This is a genomic window from Aeromonas sp. S18(2024) (assembly GCF_041402525.1).
Classification (GTDB): domain Bacteria; phylum Pseudomonadota; class Gammaproteobacteria; order Enterobacterales; family Aeromonadaceae; genus Aeromonas; species Aeromonas enteropelogenes.
This window is the reverse complement of record NZ_JBGLQV010000012.1, coordinates 69,106-86,943: the sequence shown is the minus strand read 5'-3', so window position 1 is coordinate 86,943 and position 17,838 is coordinate 69,106. Positions and strand designations below refer to the sequence as shown.

General features: G+C 62.2%; 15 protein-coding genes. 5 read left to right on the top strand and 10 right to left on the bottom strand.

From position 1 onward, the window contains the following. Positions 1-57: 57 nt before the first annotated feature. Both ACB034_RS17715 and ACB034_RS17710 read right to left on the bottom strand, forming a co-directional pair. Positions 58-1,185: a GTP-binding protein gene (locus ACB034_RS17715; protein ID WP_371173369.1), complete on the bottom strand. Its 1,128-nt coding sequence runs from the start codon at positions 1,183-1,185 to the stop codon at positions 58-60. A 43-nt stretch (positions 1,186-1,228) separates the two neighbouring features. Beyond that, positions 1,229-2,623, bottom strand: coding sequence for a D-arabinono-1,4-lactone oxidase (locus tag ACB034_RS17710; RefSeq protein ID WP_371173368.1), 1,395 nt, complete (start codon positions 2,621-2,623; stop codon positions 1,229-1,231). Positions 2,624-3,179: 556 nt separating this feature from the next. Between ACB034_RS17710 and ACB034_RS17705 the strand changes: the two genes are divergently transcribed. Beyond that, complete coding sequence (locus tag ACB034_RS17705; RefSeq protein WP_124239471.1) at positions 3,180-3,356, top strand: hypothetical protein; 177 nt, start codon at positions 3,180-3,182, stop codon at positions 3,354-3,356. Positions 3,357-3,473: 117 nt separating this feature from the next. Here the strand turns inward: ACB034_RS17705 and ACB034_RS17700 are convergent, their stop codons facing one another. Together ACB034_RS17700 and ACB034_RS17695 are read right to left on the bottom strand one after the other, a co-directional pair. Then, positions 3,474-3,995, bottom strand: coding sequence for a GNAT family N-acetyltransferase (locus ACB034_RS17700; protein ID WP_342013801.1), 522 nt, complete (start codon positions 3,993-3,995; stop codon positions 3,474-3,476). A 126-nt stretch (positions 3,996-4,121) separates the two neighbouring features. Further along, positions 4,122-4,943 carry an HDOD domain-containing protein gene (locus ACB034_RS17695; RefSeq protein WP_042070309.1) on the bottom strand — a complete coding sequence of 274 codons (822 nt, stop codon included), beginning with the start codon at positions 4,941-4,943 and terminating at the stop codon, positions 4,122-4,124. Between the two features lie 169 nt (positions 4,944-5,112). Here ACB034_RS17695 and ACB034_RS17690 point away from each other — a divergent pair, with 169 nt between their 5' ends. Continuing rightward, entirely contained in the window at positions 5,113-5,379 is a 267-nt protein-coding gene (locus ACB034_RS17690) for a hypothetical protein (RefSeq protein WP_061476904.1), read from the top strand. An 81-nt stretch (positions 5,380-5,460) separates the two neighbouring features. Here ACB034_RS17690 and aphA read toward each other — a convergent pair whose 3' ends face one another. Beyond that, positions 5,461-6,180 (bottom strand): acid phosphatase AphA, encoded by a 720-nt coding sequence (gene aphA, locus ACB034_RS17685; protein WP_371173367.1) that lies wholly within the window; start codon positions 6,178-6,180, stop codon positions 5,461-5,463. Positions 6,181-6,283: 103 nt separating this feature from the next. Next, entirely contained in the window at positions 6,284-6,958 is a 675-nt protein-coding gene (locus ACB034_RS17680; protein ID WP_201942603.1) for an adenine nucleotide alpha hydrolase, read from the bottom strand. A gap of 166 nt (positions 6,959-7,124) precedes the next feature. On the opposite strand from ACB034_RS17680, the gene ACB034_RS17675 reads away from it, so the two are divergent. From ACB034_RS17675 to ACB034_RS17665, 3 genes are all read left to right on the top strand, one after another. Next, entirely contained in the window at positions 7,125-8,441 is a 1,317-nt protein-coding gene (locus tag ACB034_RS17675) for an MFS transporter (RefSeq protein ID WP_371173366.1), read from the top strand. A gap of 142 nt (positions 8,442-8,583) precedes the next feature. Next, on the top strand, positions 8,584-9,300 hold the full coding sequence (locus ACB034_RS17670; RefSeq protein WP_201942609.1) for a MarC family NAAT transporter: 717 nt from the start codon (positions 8,584-8,586) through the stop codon (positions 9,298-9,300). A gap of 162 nt (positions 9,301-9,462) precedes the next feature. Then, positions 9,463-9,666: a hypothetical protein gene (locus ACB034_RS17665; RefSeq protein WP_026457710.1), complete on the top strand. Its 204-nt coding sequence runs from the start codon at positions 9,463-9,465 to the stop codon at positions 9,664-9,666. A gap of 146 nt (positions 9,667-9,812) precedes the next feature. Here the strand turns inward: ACB034_RS17665 and tldD are convergent, their stop codons facing one another. The 4 genes from tldD to rng all read right to left on the bottom strand — a co-directional run bounded on the left by tldD (position 9,813) and on the right by rng (position 17,824). After that, positions 9,813-11,261, bottom strand: a complete 1,449-nt coding sequence (gene tldD / locus ACB034_RS17660; RefSeq protein WP_371173365.1) for a metalloprotease TldD — start codon at positions 11,259-11,261, stop codon at positions 9,813-9,815. Positions 11,262-11,607: 346 nt separating this feature from the next. Further along, positions 11,608-12,429 carry a carbon-nitrogen hydrolase family protein gene (locus tag ACB034_RS17655; protein ID WP_201942615.1) on the bottom strand — a complete coding sequence of 274 codons (822 nt, stop codon included), beginning with the start codon at positions 12,427-12,429 and terminating at the stop codon, positions 11,608-11,610. Positions 12,430-12,457: 28 nt separating this feature from the next. Further along, a complete protein-coding gene (locus tag ACB034_RS17650; protein ID WP_371173364.1) occupies positions 12,458-16,354 on the bottom strand; it encodes a YhdP family protein in 3,897 nt (1,298 codons plus the stop codon). Further along, complete coding sequence (gene rng / locus ACB034_RS17645; protein WP_042029033.1) at positions 16,355-17,824, bottom strand: ribonuclease G; 1,470 nt, start codon at positions 17,822-17,824, stop codon at positions 16,355-16,357. Between the last annotated feature and the right edge of the window lie 14 nt (positions 17,825-17,838).

The window sequence follows — 17,838 nt, the reverse complement described above, 5'->3', positions numbered from 1 at the left end:
AGCCACCTCCTCTTCAGACAAAAAAAGACCCGCACAAAAGCGGGTCACATCAGACTATCAGGCATCCGGCTGGCCGAGCATGGCTCTGAGCTGCTCTTCCAGACTGGGTTCGGGCGCCTTGAGGGTGTCCAGAAACAACCGCTCTATCCCCGCCTTGTCTTGGCTCTTCACGATGAACACCAGCCGCGACTGGGCCTTGCCCTCCGGCCAGTCCCCCAGTGCCTGCAGCGGATAGAGCTGACCGTGCACGCCGTGGATCACCACCGGCTGGCTCTCCCCTTCCAGCTGCAAGATCCCCTTGAGCCTTAGCAGGGCATCGCCGTACTGCGCCTGCACCGCGTCGATGGCCGCCAGCAGGCGGGAGGGCTTGAGCGGCTCGCCGATACGCAGGGAAAAACTCTCTATGTTGCCATGCTCGAAATGGGTCGCCGCAGCCGTCCCCACCTTGGCGGCGAATGGTTTCATCTTGGGTTGCATCGGCGAGGCCAGCCCCTGTTTGGGGGACTCGGTGCGCAGCCAGGCCAGCAGCTGGCGCACGTCGCGCCCGGCCGCCTCGTTGTAGGCGCCCAATTTTTCCAGCACAACCGGTGACAGCTCGCCGTTGATCACCCGCTCGATGGGGGCCGCCGGATTGAGGGCCGCCAGTTGGGCTTCGACCCGTGCCAGAGTCCCTTCATCCACCAGGTCGCCCTTGCTCACCACCAGCAGATCCGCCAGCGCCACCTGCTTCACCGCTTCATACTGTTGGATAAGCTGCTGCTCGATATGACCTGCATCGACGACTGTGACGGTACCGTCGAAGCGATAGCGCTGGGCGATAAAGCCCTCTTCCCGCAGGGTAAACAGCACGGGGGCCGGGTCCGCCAGCCCTGTGGTCTCGATGATGAGCCGCTTGAAGGGTTTAATCTTGCGCTGGATGGCCTTCATAAAAAGCCCCTGCAGCGCTTCTACCAGGGAGCCCTGCACCGAGCAGCAGATACAGCCGGAATCGAGCAGTACCACCTGTTCGTCCACCTGCTGTACCAGATGATGATCCAGCCCCACCGAGCCGAATTCGTTGATCAGCACGGCACTCTCGCCGAGCTCGGGCTGCTTCACCCAATGGTTGAGCAGCGTGGTCTTGCCGCTGCCGAGAAAGCCGGTCAGCAGGGTCACAGGGATGCGGGTATCTTGCATATCGGTCATGTCAAATCCTTAAAACCTGGCGTGATGAGAGGGCTAACCACCCTCACTTGTTGGCAAACAGATCCGCAAGCCAGCGGTTTTCGAAGCGGCCATGGGGGTCGAGCTCGCCCTTGAGGGCCAGGAAGTCGTGCCAGCGCGGCAGCAAGGCCGGGAAGTCGTAGAGATCCATCGCCAGGTGCTTGCCAAAATGCGGAATGCCACCGAGGGGCACCAGCAGTTGTTGCAACTCGCGCATCTGCTCCATGGAACCGTTGACGAAGGTGCCGTCCCCCGCCAGATAGACAAGGAAACCGATCCAGCAGACCGACTGGCCATAGGCGGCGCTGAGCCAGGCCTCGGAGGGGCCGGTGCAGCGCAGGATAAAGGGGTAGTGCAGCACGCCGGGATTGGCCTCCTGCCACGCCTGCAATATCTCCAGCGCCTCCTGCATGCGATGCAGCGGCACCGCCACCTCGCAGTTGATCTGGGGGGCCGGGATCCCCTTGCAGAGGATCTGGTAGACGTTGCCCACCAGATCCGAGGCGTCCTTGAAGCGGCGTACCGTCTCGAAGTGCTCCCCCGCCAGCGCCTCGTCCTTGGTGTCCTTCGCCATCTTCTGCAGGGTCGCGTCTATGGTGGCGTTCATGCGGCCGTCGATGTCCCCCTCCAGTTGCAACGGCTCGCTGCCGGCGGCGCGGTAGCGGGCCACCTCCTCGTCGCTGGCGGGATCCACCAGCCAGATGTGGCTCTCCCCGGTCCAGGCGAACCACCAGCTCTTCACGAAGGCGTGCTCGCGGTTGAGGCGCTCGTTGTGTTCCAGCAGGAAGGGGTAGTCGGTGGTGAACTTGGTGCAGCGCATGATGCGGTTTGGCACGGTGCGCAGGGTGACGTCGAGCAGGATGCCGAGCATCCCCATCCCCATCACGAAGGCGCCGAAGCGCGGGTCGGTGCGATCCACCCGGATGATCTCCCCATCGGCCAGCATCACGGTCAGCGCCTCCACCGCGTCGCACAGGGCGGACTGGTGCAGCCCCTGACCATGGGTACCGGTGCTGAGCGCCCCGCCCAGGGTCTGGATGCCGATGACGCCGGGGGAGGCCGGCAGCATCCGCTCCATGGCAATCAGTTCGGCGTAGACGCTATCGAGCGGTGTGCCCGCCTGATAGGTCACCGTATCGGCGGTCTGTGCCAGCTGGCCGCGCAAGTGGTGCAGGTCCACCAGCAGCGCCTGATTGCCCTCGGCATAGACACTGTGGATGGGTTCGAAGGAGAGGCCGGAGCCGATGAGCCGCAGCTTGCGCTCCGGGAATTCGCGCAGCAGCGCCTGCAGCTCGTCGCGATGTTTCGGGCGCCACACCTGCTCCAGTGCCCCGAGCGGATTGGTTCTGGACCAGTTGAACAGCACCTCCCGATTGTCGATCGCCTTGATGCTGTGAAATGCCTGGAACTGAACCGTCATACCGCGCCTCATCTCTATCTGACGTCAAAATGAGCGACGATTCTACCGAAAAGTCCGCGCCAAGGCATGAAAAACAAGCCCTTGCGATCAGGAGGGGAAATGCGTCGTGGCGGCCATTCAAGCACCTTTCGTCATTCGATGAGGAGGAAGTGCGGGCACTTATTTACGCCACAACAAAATAATTGTTTGCTTTTTATTCATTTCACGGCCAGAATGCGCGCCGGCTAGTTAATCAGCCCTGTTTATGTTTACCCTGCAATGCTTCACCTCACGATGAATCCTGTCAGTACCCGCATAACCTTCTTCTGATTTACTCGCCTCGAGAACCGTCAGGCTGTCCGCCTGCGTTGCCCGGCTCTCACGGCGCAGACCCGATCTGCCCACCCATGTGAACCATGCATCCGCATATTCCTTGGCATATTCCTTGAAAGTGCAGACGCCCGTGAGACGGGCTGGGTATTCCTGCGCGCCTGTCAGCCATCCGGGCTGACCGCGCCCATTGACCTGTCATTTGCCAACACAAGGAGCAAACATTTAATTTATATAGAGAAATACCATGATGAAAGCAGTAAAAACACACAAGCCCCTGCGTCGCAGCAAACCCATCAACCTGCCTGTGCAAGAGCACGATGACGATGGGTTTCTGATCCAGTTCAGCACCCGCTTCAGCGGCGGTTTCGCCATCTCCTGTGATGGCATCGCTGGCGAGTTCTCCATCGAAGACCTCCACTGATCCTGCCTGCCACACGGCAGCGCCCGATGCAGACAGGCCGCAACTCACGGCGGCCTCTTTGCGACAGCCATCTCCCTTACAACCGAATAATCAGCCTCTCCGATCAGAGAACCGCTCTCAGATCTGGCACGGCTCGACGTCCGCCGCCTCCAGCAGCAGGCACTCGTCGGCATCTTCTGCGAGCTTCACCAGACGGCTGCGCACCAGCCCCAGCTTGGTCAGCAGACCAATGGAACGCTCGTTGCCCGGGGTGACGATAGCGATGACCCGCTCGATCCCGAGCCGCTCACGACCATCCTGCAAGGCGGCATGTGCGGCTTCGATGGCATAGCCCTGCCCGCGATAAGCAGGCAAAAAGGCATAGCCGATATCCTCGCAGGGCAGGCTGTCGCGTCTGATCAGGCCGCACATGCCGAGCCTGGCGCCATCTTCCTGGCGTTCCACCAGATAGAGGCCGTGACCGTGACGGGCATAGCTGACTGCGGGCCCCTGCTGGATATACTCCTGCGCCTGCTCCAGGGTACGAACTCCCCGGTCGCCGATGAAGCGGTAAAAATCGGCATCGTTGAGCAGCTCGAGGATAAAGGGGGCATCGGCGAGATTCATTTCACGCAGGGTCAGACGGGGTGTGAAGATCATGACAACGGCTCTCAAAACAAGGAGATAGAGAGCAAAGAGTGCTCCCCTCATCCCGTACTGGCAAGCCCGCGTGGCTGTCGGCATGAAAAAGGGGCCGTTTTCGGCCCCCTTTGCAACCCCGTAGCGTCAGGCTGCCAGCAATCCGGCGTAGCCATTGCCCTGCTCGCGCAGTGCGGTGAATTCGGCCGCGCAGTCAGCCCAGGGCAACCCCAGCTTGTCGGCCACCTTGTCAGGCCACTCTGGGGGCGCCGCCTCCCCCACATCCGACTGGGCCGCCAGCACGATGGCCAGGTGAATAAGTCCTGCCTCGGTAGAAAACTCCTTGGCCAGCATGGGGTTGTAGTGGTACTCCACCGCGCTGCAGATGGTGTCGGGAAACTTCCACAACTTGGCCATGGCCGCTCCCACCTGGGCATAGTTGAAACCGACCACCAGCTCCTCAGCCTTGGCCCGCCCCTTGTGCAGTTCCAGATCCTTGATGTGCAGCACAGTATTTTCCGGCAGTCCCACATGCATGATGAGGCGCCCGAGATCGTGCAGCAGGGCGCAGGTGAAAACCTCCTCTCCTTTCATCCCTTTTCGCACCGCCAGACGGCGCGCCAATTCGGCCACGTTGAAGACGCAACCCCAGAAGTGCCTGAGGTCGAGGCCGGGCACCGCCTTGACCGACTCGGTCAGGCCGCAGGCCAGTACCATGTTGCGCACCATGGCCAACCCAAGCCGGACCGTGGCTTCGTTGACAGTGGCAACCTGGCGACTGCCGCCGAATTTTGCTGAGTTGGCCAGGCGCAGCAACTTGGCCGAAATGACCGGATCCTTGGCAATCTGCTTGCTGATCTTGCTCAGATCCGGCTCCCTCTCGTTGAAGGTCTGGATCAGTTCGCGCATCACTTCGGGGATCTGGGGCAGGTTGTGTGGCTGTGCCAGCAGGGCATCTATCGTAGGCATAGGCTTATCCATCCATCTGGTATGTGTGCAAACCTGTTTGCGGGGCAAACGCCTACTAATTATGAGTAACAAGCCAGCGCTATAACGGATTCTTTATTTGCCCATGACTCAAGGTGTTAGCAAGCATTCGGGCTATACTGGCCGCCACATTCACTGTTGCGGATATCCCATGAACGACGACTCTCAGGAATTTTTCGACGAAGCCGCCCTGCTGGAGATGGTGGACAACCAGCTCGCCGACGGCCAGCCGCCCCAGGTGAAGGCGACCCTGATGCGGCTGGTGATGACGGGCACCCCGCGAGAAGAGGCGTTGCAATACATCGCCTGCGCCCTCGGCGCCGAGCTGATGGCGATGGAAGCCGAACAGGGCCCCTTCAACCTGACCCGTTACGGCGAGTTTCTCGACAGCCTGCCCGAGATGCCCTGGGCCGACTGAACCACGTCTCCGTACGACGAGCAAACAGAAGGGCGGGTGCCGATGGCCCCGCCCTTCTTTCATGAATCAGCTTTTGACCGATCAATACTGGGAGTTGATGATCACCTCTTCCCCCAGCGCCCCCGCCAGCGGCAGTGGCCGGTAAGTGGAGTTGGCTGCCCGCAGCAGGCGGATGCCGCGAATACCCGCCGCCTGCGCCGCCTTGATGTCCCCGTCGGCATCGCCGTAGAAGACCTTCATTTTTTTATCCTTGAGCCACTGCACCTTGGTGTTCTGCCCAGGCTGGTCACCGGCAAAGATCACCGGATTGAGCCGATCGGCCGGGATCCCCATGGTCTGCTGCAGGGTTTGGGTCACCGTCTCGGTGCGGGTAGCCGAGCGCCCGGTGACGAAGTAGATGCTGTCGCCCCGCTTGAGGTGCATGGCGATCAGCGCCTTGCCCACCTGTTTTGGCACACTGAACGCATCCCAGCCATTGTTCATCTTCTCCCAGAAGGCGGGGTTTTTGAGATAACTCTCGTCTTTCGGGGAGAACTCCTGCTTGCCGCGATAGAAGCCGGGACTCGAGAAGAGCAGGGTGTCATCGATGTCAAAGCCCACCGCCATCGGCGGCAGACCATCCAGACTGGCGGCAATCTGGGCCAGTGACACCCAGTGAACGAGCGCCTGCTCGGCCAGCGAGGCGGTGGTCACGCCGGCAGGGGCCGGTTGGGGTGTGGCGGTAACGTCGGCAACGGCCGGGAGAGAAAGGACGGCTGCCAGCAGGGAGGCGAGCAGCACGGGACGGGAAACAGATTTCATCGCACGTCTTCTTCTTCAAACAAAAGAGGGGGCTCATGGTGCCCCCATCCCCTTGTCCAAACTGTGAGTTACCCTACAAAAGGGAGCGTTTGACGCCCAACAATCAATCGGTGACTGGCAACAGGTCGGTGAAGATGAAACCGTCCCGCTCCACGGTTTCCCCCACCCGGATTGCCAGCGGGCGCCGGAACATGGGCCCGTCGTAGGCCAGGGTGTGAAACTCGCCGTTTTCGCCGCATGGGTCCACTCCCTCGGGCAAGGCGGCGAGCAGGGCCGGATCGAAATCATGGCCACCCAGACCGGCATCCAGCTTCTTCGGATCCAGCGCACTGATCCTCGCCTTCATGCCTGCCGCCATCATCTCCCGCGCCAGCTCGGGCGTCTTGCTGCCCCACAGCGGAAACAGCGGCTCTATGCCGGTTCCCGCCAGCTGCCGCTCGCGATAGGCCCGCACATCCTCGAGGAAGAGATCGCCAAACGCCATGTGACGGATCCCCTGCGCCAGCACATCGGCGATGAAGCCTTCCATGATGCGGGCATAATCCTCGTTGCTGCAGGGCCAGGGCAGATCGATGCAGATGATGGGCAGCCCCACGCACTCGGCCTGCTGCAACAGCAGTTGCTTGCGCACACCGTGCATCGCCACCCGCTCAAAGGCCTGATTGAGGGTGGTGAACAGCCCCACCACCTCGATGGCCGGATCCTGGCGCAGGCGATGCAGCGCCAAGGCGCAATCCTTGCCGCTGCTCCAGGAGAGCAATACCCGTTTCTTTTCCATGATTCTTCCCCCTGACGGGCGTCAATATGCCCCAAAAAGATGCAAGACAGTGTTGCGAATTGCGCGATTTACATACCGGGATGCAAAAGCATACCCTCGAAGAGGAGCGTGTCCCCGGCAAGGATGGGGAACAATAACTAAAAAAAGCGATGGGAAACATAAGGATATGACGACAGCCACACAACACTACGATCACAGTCGCCCCCTCAACCGACAGGATTACAAGACCCTGAGCCTGGCGGCGCTGGGCGGCGCGCTGGAATTTTACGACTTCATCATCTTCGTCTTCTTCGCCGTGGTCATCGGCGAGCTCTTCTTCCCGGCCGATATCCCCGAATGGTTGCGCCAGTTCCAGACCTTCGGCATCTTCGCCGCCGGCTATCTGGCCCGCCCGCTGGGGGGCATCGTCATGGCCCACTTCGGCGATCTCATCGGCCGCAAGCGCATGTTCACCCTGAGCATCATCATGATGGCGCTGCCGACCCTGTTGATCGGCCTGCTGCCCACCTATGCCGCCCTCGGCATCGCCGCCCCGCTGCTGCTGCTGCTGTTGCGGATCCTGCAAGGGGCCGCCATCGGTGGTGAAGTGCCAGGGGCCTGGGTATTCGTGGCTGAACACGTGCCCGCCCGCAGAATTGGCCTAGCCTGTGGCACCCTGACCGCCGGGCTGACAGTCGGCATTCTGCTCGGCTCCCTGGTCGCCACCGCCATCAACCGCAGCATGAGCCCGAGCGATGTGAGCGAGTGGGGCTGGCGCCTGGCCTTCGTCCTCGGCGGGGTATTCGGCATCGTCGCCATGTACCTGCGCCGCTGGCTGCACGAGACCCCGGTCTTTGCCGAGATGCAGGCCAACAAGTCCCTGGCCGAGGAGCTGCCGCTCAAGACGGTGCTGCGCGAGCACAAGGGCAGCGTCGTCGTCTCCATGCTGCTGACCTGGCTGCTCTCCGCCGGGATCGTGGTGGTGATCCTGATGACCCCCACCTACCTGCAGAAGGTGTATGGCATCACCCCCGCCGAGGCGCTGACCGCCAACTCCCTGGCTATTGTCGCGCTCACCCTGGGCTGCATCGCCTATGGTCGCCTCATCGACAGCCTCGGCAGCGGTCTGACCTTCATGCTGGGCTCCCTGCTGCTGGCGGGTTCCACTTATGCCTTCTACCACGGTCTGTTGGCGGGCATGGCCCAGCTGGTGCCCCTCTACATGCTGGCGGGATTTGCAGTCGGGATCGTCGGCGCCGTCCCCTATGTAATGGTCAACGCCTTCCCGGCTGTGGTGCGCTTCTCCGGCCTCTCCTTCTCCTACAACGTGGCCTACGCCATCTTCGGCGGCCTGACCCCCATGCTGGTCACCCTGTGGATGAAGAGCGACGTGCTGGCCCCCTCCCACTATGTGATGAGCCTGTCGGCCCTCGGCTTTGTCATCGGCCTCTGGCTCTGGGTCCAGCAGCGCAACCAGCGCCAGACGCTGCCCCAGGCGGCCTGATACCACTCTCAGTTCAGCCCCGACCCAGGTCGGGGCTTTTTATACGGCCTGGGTTCAGTTTGCAGGGCATAATATAACCATCCTTTCGAAATCGGCCTGGTGCCGGCTTCATCCATCTACCCCTGTTCATCCGAGGCAATACATGTACTTTCAGGTCGTTCTGCTCGCCTTGCTGGCGTTGCTGCCCATGGTCAATCCACCCACCACGGCCACCCTGTTGCTGGGGCTGAGCAAGGGAATGTCGCGAGAACATGTCCGCCGCCAGATCAATCTGGCCGCCATCTACCTGTTCTGCACCCTCTGCATCACCTTCTTCATCGGCTCTTCCATCCTGGATCTGTTCGGGATCTCCATCCCGGGTCTGCGGCTGGCGGGAGGTCTCATCATCGGTTTCATCGGTTTTCGTATGCTGTTCCCGGCACCGAGCCAGGCCGACGGGGTGGATATCAACCAGAGCATCGCCTTCGTGCCGCTCACCATGCCCAGCATGTGCGGGCCGGGAACCATGGCGCTGGTGATCAGCGGCGCCGCCCAGATCGCGGAACTGCCCGATGACTACAACCGCATGACCATCTATGCCGCCATGGTCACCGCCTTCGCCCTGATGAGCCTGCTCAGCTGGGGCGTGCTGAAGCTGGCGGATCCGGTCTGCAAGATCCTGGGCGCCACCGGCATCGACGCCATGACCCGGATCATGGGTTTTCTGCTGGTGTGCATGGGTATGCAATTTTGTATCAATGGAATCAAGGAGGTAGCACAAGATCCGGTATTCCATGAAGCGCCGACTACCCAGGCGATCACGGCTCCCGCACCTGCTCCCGTCAATCTCGAGCAACTGCCGGGTGCCCGCCAGCACTGAGTGAAAGCGTTATCAAAACAGGCTGACGATCTGCATTGATCTTGTCCCTGATCATGTTATTGACACACAAATGAGTTAGTCTGTTTTTCATACAGACTCTATTCAGAAGGACGCTGGTAGGTTTGTTGGTGAATACCCATTCAATTTCAGGAGAGTATGCTGATGGACAAGATGCTGACCGAAATAGGGAGCCATAGCCTGTTTCACGAGTACCTGAATGTGGTTGGGATCACTAGCCCTTCCCTTGCCAAGATCGAGCAGCGCTGGGAGTACAAGGATCAGGAGCACCTGGTCGCCAAGATCCAGATCGACAAGCAGGGCAATGCCCGCTACTTCATCGACGCCCGCGCCATCTCGGTCAATTGATACCAATGATTGGATCCGCCCCGGCCAGCTGACCGGGGCTTTTTGTTTGCCCGCCGCCAACCCGCCAGCAAAAACCCCGGCACAAGGCCGGGGGTTTGAGTTTGCGCTCACCGCATCGATTGACGCTGTGAGCAGGCCAAGCCGACTTACGACGTGCCGCCCACGGTGAGCTGATCCAGCTTGAGGGTTGGCTGACCCACTCCGACCGGCACGCTCTGCCCCTCCTTGCCACAGACACCCACCCCGCGATCGATCGCCAGATCGCTGCCCACCATGGAGACCTGGCTCATGGCCTCGGGGCCATTGCCGATCAGGGTCGCCCCCTTGATGGGGGAAGTGATCTTGCCGTCCTCGATGAGGTAGGCCTCGGAGGCGGAGAAGACGAACTTGCCGGAAGTGATGTCCACCTGACCGCCGCCGAAGTTGGGGGCATAGATCCCCTTCTTCACCGAGGCGATGATCTCCGCCGGATCGTACTGACCCGCCAGCATGTAGGTGTTGGTCATGCGCGGCATCGGCAGGGCTGCGTAGGATTCGCGGCGGCCGTTGCCGGTGAGCGGCACCCCCATCAGGCGGGCATTCTGCTTGTCCTGCAGATAGCCCTTGAGAATGCCGTTTTCAATCAGCACGTTGTAACCGCCCGGCGTCCCCTCGTCGTCGATGGAGACGGAGCCGCGCCGACCCGGCAGGGTGCCATCATCGACTATGGTGCAGTGTTTGGAGGCCACCTGCTCGCCGATGCGCCCGGCGAAGGCGGACGAGCCCTTGCGGTTGAAGTCCCCCTCCAGACCGTGGCCCACCGCCTCGTGCAGCAGCACGCCGGGCCAGCCTGCACCGAGCACCACCGGCATGGTGCCGGCCGGCGCATCGATGGCCTCCAGATTCACCAACGCCTGGCGCACCGCTTCACGCACATAGCCAAAAGCCCGGCTCTCCAGCCCGTCCAGTTCGAGGAAATAGTCGTAGCCGAAGCGGCCACCGCCACCGGCACTGCCGCGTTCGCGACGCTCGCCCTTTTCGGCGATGACGGTCACCGAGAGGCGCACCAGCGGGCGCACGTCGGCGGCCAGGGTGCCGTCGGTGGCGGCCACCAGCACCTCTTCATAGACGCCACTGATAGAGGCCATCACCTGATTGATGGCGGGATCCAGGCTTCTGGCGAACTTGTCCATCTGCTCCAGCAGGGCGATCTTCTGCTGCTTGTCGAGGGTCTGCAGCGGATCCAGCGCCGGGTAGAGCAGGTTTGCCGAGGTTCTGGCCCACGCCTTCACCTTGCCCTGCGCACCGGCAGCCGCGATGCCACGAGCAGCGGTCACCGACTGCTGCAGCGCCAGCAGGCTCAGCTCGTCGGAGTAGGCGAAGCCGGTCTTCTCGCCGCAGACGGCGCGCACCCCGACCCCCTGATCGATGTTGTAGCTGCCATCTTTTACGATGCCATCTTCCAGCATCCAGGACTCATGCCAGCTGCGCTGGAAATAGAGGTCGCCGAACTCTACCTGATGGCTCATCAGGCTGCCGAGCAGCTGTTGCAGGCGTCCTTCGTCGAGATCGTTCGGGGCCAACAGGGAGGCACTAACCTGGCTCAATAGACTCAAATCTTTCTCTCCACTCTCGATGCGAGATGTCGTAACAGTTAATTCGTGCGAATCGACCAGAGGGTCGATTGGCGAAGCGTAATCGGACGCCAAAGACACCATGGGGTTCGCGAGCGTCCGCTCCCCCCGCCACAGGGCGGATCGAACCTGCGCATGTTCACAGCCACCAGGCGTGTTGCAGCACCGACAAACGGCTGCGTTTCAATTCTTCACCACACCATCAGAGCAAACGGGCGTGTTACAGCACTGGCAAACGGCTGCGTTTCAGTTCTTCACCACACCATCAGAGCAAACGGGCGTGTTACAGCACCGGCAAACCGCTGCGTTTCAGTTCTTTACCACAGCATCAGAGCAAACGGGCGTGCTCCATTACGGGCATGGTGCGTTTCAATTCATCGACAAGCCCGCCATCCATCTGCGCCAGCACGGTGGCGCGCCCCGCGCTCTGGCAGGCCAGCACCCGACCCCAGGGGTCGATCACCATGCTGTGACCCCAGGTCTGGCGTCCCGTCTCATGGGTGCCCCCCTGGTTGGCGGCCACCACATAACACTGGTTTTCGATGGCACGAGCCCGCAGCAGCGGCTCCCAGTGCGCCTCACCGGTCACCGCGGTGAAGGCAGCGGGCACCAGCAGCACCCGGGCACCGGCACGGGCCAGCTGGCGATAGAGCTCGGGAAAGCGCAAATCATAACAGATGGAGAGGCCGAGGGGACCAAAGGGGGAGTCCACCGTAACGGCAGCATCCCCCGGGCTGAACGTCTCCGACTCCCGATAACGCCCCTGATTGTCGGCCACATCCACGTCGAACAGGTGGATCTTGTGGTAATGCCCCTTGAGCACGCCAGCCGGATCAAACACCAGCGAGCTGGTGTGGATGTGATCCGATCCCGGGATCCTGGTCGGCATGGCCCCGGCTACCAGCCAGATGCCGTGTTCGCGGGCCCACGCGGCAAGCTGTTGCTGGATCGGCGCTGCTCCGCTCAGATCGGAGCCGATCGTCTCAGCCCCGTCCAGATAGCCCTGGCGCTCGCCAAACAGGGCAAAATTCTCAGGCAACAGCACCAGCAGCGGCCGTTCGGCCGGCAATGCCGCCAGCTCGGCGGCAATCTGCGCCCGGTTATCCTGCCAGTGACGGCCAGACACCAGCTGTATTGCGGCTAACCACATGACTCACTCCTTGAGATTGGGGGCACCATCAACGCTGGTCCGGCCCGCTGTGTTTGGGGGTCAGCAGGAAGGGGCTGACCTCGTTGGCAGGCAGGGTGGGCACGACCTCTTCCACCGCCTCTTTCTGCTGCTGGTTGAGCTTGATCCTGGCCCTGTCACGCCCCGCCTCGACCAGTTTGGGAGCATCGAGTGGACCGGAGATCCAGAAATCGATGCGGGTCACCACATCCACCACGGGCTCCAGCAATTTGGAGAGAGCCAGCACATAGAGGCCAGTCACCGGGGTGAGGGAGAAAGCCGCCACCACCGGCAGGGTTCCTCCCAGATTGGGGGAGAAGCTCAGCTCGTAGTCGAGCCGCCAGCGCACCAGATCGGCCACCCCTTCCCCGCGCAGGTTGCCTGCGGCGCCCTTCATGTAGAAATCGTCGTTGCTCACCTGCCCCTGCTTGATGTTGACCGAGGCAGACATGGATTCGAAGTAGAAGCCCTTGTCGAACACATCGCGAAAATCGAGGCGCAGCTTGCGGATCAGGGAGTCCAGGCTCAGCAATGAGAGCAGCCGTGCTCCCTTGTCGCTGACCTCCCGCAGTGTGCCCCCCTCCAGCTGGTAGTTGGCGCTGCCCGCCAGGGTGGGCAGGCTCAGACGATAGGGAGCATCCTGCCAGTTCACATCGAACGATAGTGAGCCCGGCGCGTCGCTGATGGGGGAGGTATAGCCAAGGCGCTTGACCAGCAGCTCGCTGTTGTTGCTGGTCAGCTTGCCATGGGCCCGGGTCTGCATCCGCCCGCCATCGTTGCGCCAGTCGACGCTGCCGGTCAGCTGGCTGCCCGCCAGTCGCATCTCCAGTCCCTTGAGGCTCAACTTGTTGGCCCCCGGGATCAGCTCCCCCTTGACCTCGCCCAGCGGCAACTCGCCGAAACGGCAATCCACGCAGCTGAAGGTGAGCCAGGGGATGGAGTCCATGATGGCCTTGTCCTGCTTCGCATCGGGCTCGGGGCGCAGATCCGAACTCTTGCCTGACCAATAGATGCGGGCAAACTTGGCATCGACCGGCTGATTGGGGACAACCGGCAGGCGGATCACCCCCATCACGTCGGGGCTGTCGATCATCACCTCGGTGGCCTGCTTGACCGGCCCCACAGTGAAACGAGTCGCCTTGAGAGTGGCGCTGCCGATATTGGCGCGGGCCAGCTGGCCATCCACCCACCAATCCTGCGGCAAGAAGGAGGGACCGACCACGGCGTTACCGCCCTTGCCCTGGGCCGGCAGCCACTGCTTGAGGCGGGCCAGCCAGCCTCCCACATCGGCCTCCTGCTGGTTGATGGCCAGCAACATGGGCACATCCCGCAATATCCTGGCACCGGGCTGCCCCACATCGACCCGCACCCGGCTGAGATGAGGTTCCCCCTCGCCGTACACCAGCCGGGTCTGCATATCCACATCGGCTCCCAGCACGGCGCGAATGTCGGCACTGCCGTCGCGGCCCCGCGCGGTCACCTTGAGCGGCAACCGCTCCGGAGCTGCCTTGGTCAGCGGTTTGGGCAGCTCCAGCCCCATCCCCTGCAGGTTGGAGTCGAGCGCCAGATGGAAGCTGAATGGCTTGTCATCGGGCAGGGCCAGATCGAGCTTGCCGCTCCAGTTGCTGCGGCCGGCGAGGATGCCGTACGAGGCGATGGCCGTGGGTTGGCGACGGCTGTCCCACTCCCCCTTGAAGCCGAGGTCGACCTGATAGCGATCCGGGTGCTGACGGCCCTGATAGTTGAGGGTCAGCGGCTGGTTCCACAGGGTCGCCTTGAGATTGCTGAAACGGGTCTGTTCGTTGTCATACTCAAGCTTGCCCTGCACCTGCTCCAGCGGCAGATCCAGGCTGGCAACCCGTACCTTGTTGTTGTTGAAGGTGGCATCGCCGCTCGCCTTCACCTCGCTCTCGCCATCGAGGGGGATATCCAGCTTGACTGTCCCCTTCAAGGGGCCGCGCACCTCGACCTCCCGCAGCGCCTGCCCCACGGTCCCCCCCAGCGGGGAGTCCTGCAGGTAGTCGCTGATGGCCTTGCCCTCGCCCGCCACCCTGGCATCCACATAGAGATGGGCCCCCGGATAGAGATCCGGGATCCAGGCATGGACCGAGTCGGAGCTGGCCTTGCCGAGGCGGGTGGAACGGCTGCGCATGTCCAGGCTGGCGTTCTGGAACAGGAGATCTATCTGCAGGTCGGTGAGCGGTTGCCAACCGGGAAAGAACTCGTAGGTGGCCTTCTCCAGCGGCACCGCCACCTGGAAGATCCCCTCGCCCTTGCTGTAGGGGAAATCCCGGAACTCGCCGTACCAGAGCAGGTCAGCCCCCTTCGCCTTGCCCCCCTTGATGGCACCGCTCAGGTAGTCCACCAGCTCCTTGTCCATCGCCTGCAGCGGGAAGTAGCGATCGGCGTTGCCCGCATTCTTGACGTCGATGCGACCGGTCAGGGCGAGGAAGGGGTGTTCGAACAGATCGAGCCGAAAACGGCTGGCGAGGCGCAGATCCGGGTTGTCCAGTGCTATGTCCTGGCCATAGAGCACCCAGCCCTGCGATTCGCGCCACCAGTCGAGGCGGGCCGAGAAGCTGTCGATGGGGATCACTTCCTTGAAGTGACGGGCCGGATCCAGCTTGTCCTTGCCCAGCGCCAGCCTGGCGCTGCCGCCGCTCGGGGTGAGCCAGAATTCGCCGTTGAGGTCCTGCACCCCGGGCACATCCTGCCAGGCATTGACCTTGATGTGCGAGAAGTTTCCGCTCAGCGACAGCCCCTGCCAGTCGGCCTTTGCCTGCAGAACGAGATCCTGGATCTTGCCGCTCGGGCTGGTGCGCTTGAGGGTCTCGGCCAGCTCGGGATAGAGGCCTGAGACCAGCTGGCTCAGGTTGGTAACCTGATCGAGATCGATCTGCGGCACATAGCCGCGGATCCGCGAACTGACCCGCTCGAGCTGCAACCGGCTGCGCAGCCAGGGCTTGTCATCGAGCTTGAAGGTCACGTTGTGGCTGGCCAGTTGCCAATCCTCGCCATCCCGGCGCAGCTGGATCTTGCCGCCGTCGAGGGCGAGGCGATGCAGTTTGCGCTTCTTGGGATCTTTCCAGATCAGGTAGTTGTTGCCAAAGGCCAGCAGGCTATCCCCCAGCTGACCATCGGCAAACTCGCTCCAGAGCTGGAAGTCGAGCTGGCCCGCAATCTTGGGCTCACCGGCATGGATCCGCGCCAGCAGGGGGGTGATGTCGAGCTGGCTGGCCCCCAGATAGAGCCGCCCCTTGAGGGTATCGAGCCGGGTACTCGACGCATCCACATCCAGGATAAGATCGAGGGTGCTCTCGCCTACCCCGTTGATGAGATAGGCCTTGCCGACCCCCTGATGACGCTTGCCCCGGTTCTGCCAGCGCAGCTGGGCGATATCCAGCGCACGCAGCTCGCCGAGAGCGGTGGTGACGTTGAGGCGGGTATTGAGCACATCGAAGGTGGAGAGCTGGGTCAGCAGGAAGCGCAACAGCGCCCGCTGCTGGGGATCGTGGCTGGATGGGGTCTTATCGGCCGGCTGGCTGAAATCGAGGGTGATCTCCCCATCCCCCAGAATCAACTCGCCAAAGACCGGCTTGAGTTCGTTGAGGGAGCGCCAGAAGTCGAGATGGGCCCAGACCTTGCCCAGTTTGACGGCAAAACGCCCCGAGTCCGGGGCGATGGAGAGTTGCTGCAGTTCGAGGGCAGGGCCGGCACGGGTCCAATCCAGCCCTACCTCTCCCACACTTACCTTCAGCTGGCTGTCGGCCAGCAGGGTATCGAGCAGTGCCTGACGGTGCTGATTGAGCAAAGGACCCCCAACCCGTACCAGCGTGACCATCATGGCCAGCAGTACGAACAGGATCCCCAGGGCCAGCCAGCCCCGACTCAGCCAGCGATAGACCAATTACATCATCACCACGTCAAACTGCTCCTGACCACAGAGAGGTTCGCTCACCACCCGAACCTGCTTGCCGATGAAGACTTCCAGCTCCGCCAGGCTGTGGGACTCTTCGCCGTGAAGATAGTCGGCTACCGCCGGGGCAGCATAGACGGTGAACTGATCCGCATCGTAGGCGCGGTTGACCCGGATGATCTCCCGCAGGATCTCGAAACAGACCGACTCCACCGTCTTGACCCGACCGCGCCCCTTGCACTCTGGGCACTCGGAGCAGAGTACGTGCTCCAAGCTCTCGCGGGTACGTTTGCGGGTCATCTCCACCAGGCCGAGCTGGGAGAAGCCATTGACGTTGGTCTTGGCTCTGTCCTTGGCCAGCGCCTGCTCCAGGCTGTGCAGCACCCGGCGACGGTGATCTTCCGACTGCATGTCGATGAAGTCGATGATGATGATGCCGCCGAGATTGCGCAGCCGCAGGTGACGGGCGATGGCCGCCGTCGCCTCGACGTTGGTGTTGAAGATGGTCTCTTCCAAGTTGCGATGGCCGACGAAGGCACCGGTGTTGATGTCCACCGTGGTCATCGCCTCGGTCTGGTCGATGATGAGATAGCCGCCGGATTTGAGCTCCACCTTGCGCTCCAGAGCGCGCTGGATCTCGTTCTCCACGTCGTAGAGATCGAAGATGGGAGACTCGCCGGGGTAGTATTCCAGCTTGCCGGCCAGCTCCGGCACATACTCCTCGGTGAAACGCTTGAGCTGCTCGAAGCTCTGGCGCGAATCGACCCGGATCTTGTCGAGCTCGGTGCCGACGAAGTCGCGCACCACCCGAAAGGCGAGGCTGGGATCCTCATAGAGGATCTTGCAGGGGGGATACTTCTGCTTGCGCTCGAGGATCTTGCGCCACAGGCGTTTCAGGAAGGCGGCATCCTGCTCCAGCTCCTGCTCCCCCACCCCTTCGGCGGCGGTACGGATGATGTAACCACCCAGCTCGTCCACATAGCCAGCCACGGTGCGCTTGAGGCGCTCCCGTTCCGCTTCGGACTCGATGCGCTGGGAAACCCCCACGTGAGCGCTGCCCGGCATGAACACCAGGTAGCGGGAAGGCAATGTGATATCGGTGGTGAGACGCGCCCCCTTGGTGCCCAGCGGGTCTTTGACCACCTGCACCATGATGTCCTGCCCCTGGCGCACCAGTTCGGCGATGTTGCCGACCTGAAACTGCTCCTTCTCCTTCACCGCCACGCACTCGGTGTGCGGGACTATATCAGAGGCGTGCAGGAAGGCCGCCTTGTCCATGCCGATATCGACGAAGGCCGCCTGCATGCCGGGCAGCACCCGGCTGATCTTGCCTTTATAGATATTGCCGACGATGCCGCGCTTGGCCTGACGCTCGACGTGCACTTCCTGCAGCTGGCCGTTTTCGACCAGGGCGACCCGGGTTTCGGAGGGGGTAACGTTAACCAGTAGTTCTACCGACATAAGTAACCTTGCCT

Bases quoted from the DNA above. Each gene is read 5' to 3' on its own strand.
- ACB034_RS17715 (WP_371173369.1), bottom strand. From the start codon at position 1,185: ATGACCGATATGCAAGATACCCGCATCCCTGTGACCCTGCTGACCGGC.
- ACB034_RS17710 (WP_371173368.1), bottom strand. From the start codon at position 2,623: ATGACGGTTCAGTTCCAGGCATTTCACAGCATCAAGGCGATCGACAAT.
- ACB034_RS17705 (WP_124239471.1), top strand. From the start codon at position 3,180: ATGATGAAAGCAGTAAAAACACACAAGCCCCTGCGTCGCAGCAAACCC.
- ACB034_RS17700 (WP_342013801.1), bottom strand. From the start codon at position 3,995: ATGATCTTCACACCCCGTCTGACCCTGCGTGAAATGAATCTCGCCGAT.
- ACB034_RS17695 (WP_042070309.1), bottom strand. From the start codon at position 4,943: ATGCCTACGATAGATGCCCTGCTGGCACAGCCACACAACCTGCCCCAG.
- ACB034_RS17690 (WP_061476904.1), top strand. From the start codon at position 5,113: ATGAACGACGACTCTCAGGAATTTTTCGACGAAGCCGCCCTGCTGGAG.
- aphA (WP_371173367.1), bottom strand. From the start codon at position 6,180: ATGAAATCTGTTTCCCGTCCCGTGCTGCTCGCCTCCCTGCTGGCAGCC.
- ACB034_RS17680 (WP_201942603.1), bottom strand. From the start codon at position 6,958: ATGGAAAAGAAACGGGTATTGCTCTCCTGGAGCAGCGGCAAGGATTGC.
- ACB034_RS17675 (WP_371173366.1), top strand. From the start codon at position 7,125: ATGACGACAGCCACACAACACTACGATCACAGTCGCCCCCTCAACCGA.
- ACB034_RS17670 (WP_201942609.1), top strand. From the start codon at position 8,584: ATGTACTTTCAGGTCGTTCTGCTCGCCTTGCTGGCGTTGCTGCCCATG.
- ACB034_RS17665 (WP_026457710.1), top strand. From the start codon at position 9,463: ATGGACAAGATGCTGACCGAAATAGGGAGCCATAGCCTGTTTCACGAG.
- ACB034_RS17655 (WP_201942615.1), bottom strand. From the start codon at position 12,429: ATGTGGTTAGCCGCAATACAGCTGGTGTCTGGCCGTCACTGGCAGGAT.
- rng (WP_042029033.1), bottom strand. From the start codon at position 17,824: ATGTCGGTAGAACTACTGGTTAACGTTACCCCCTCCGAAACCCGGGTC.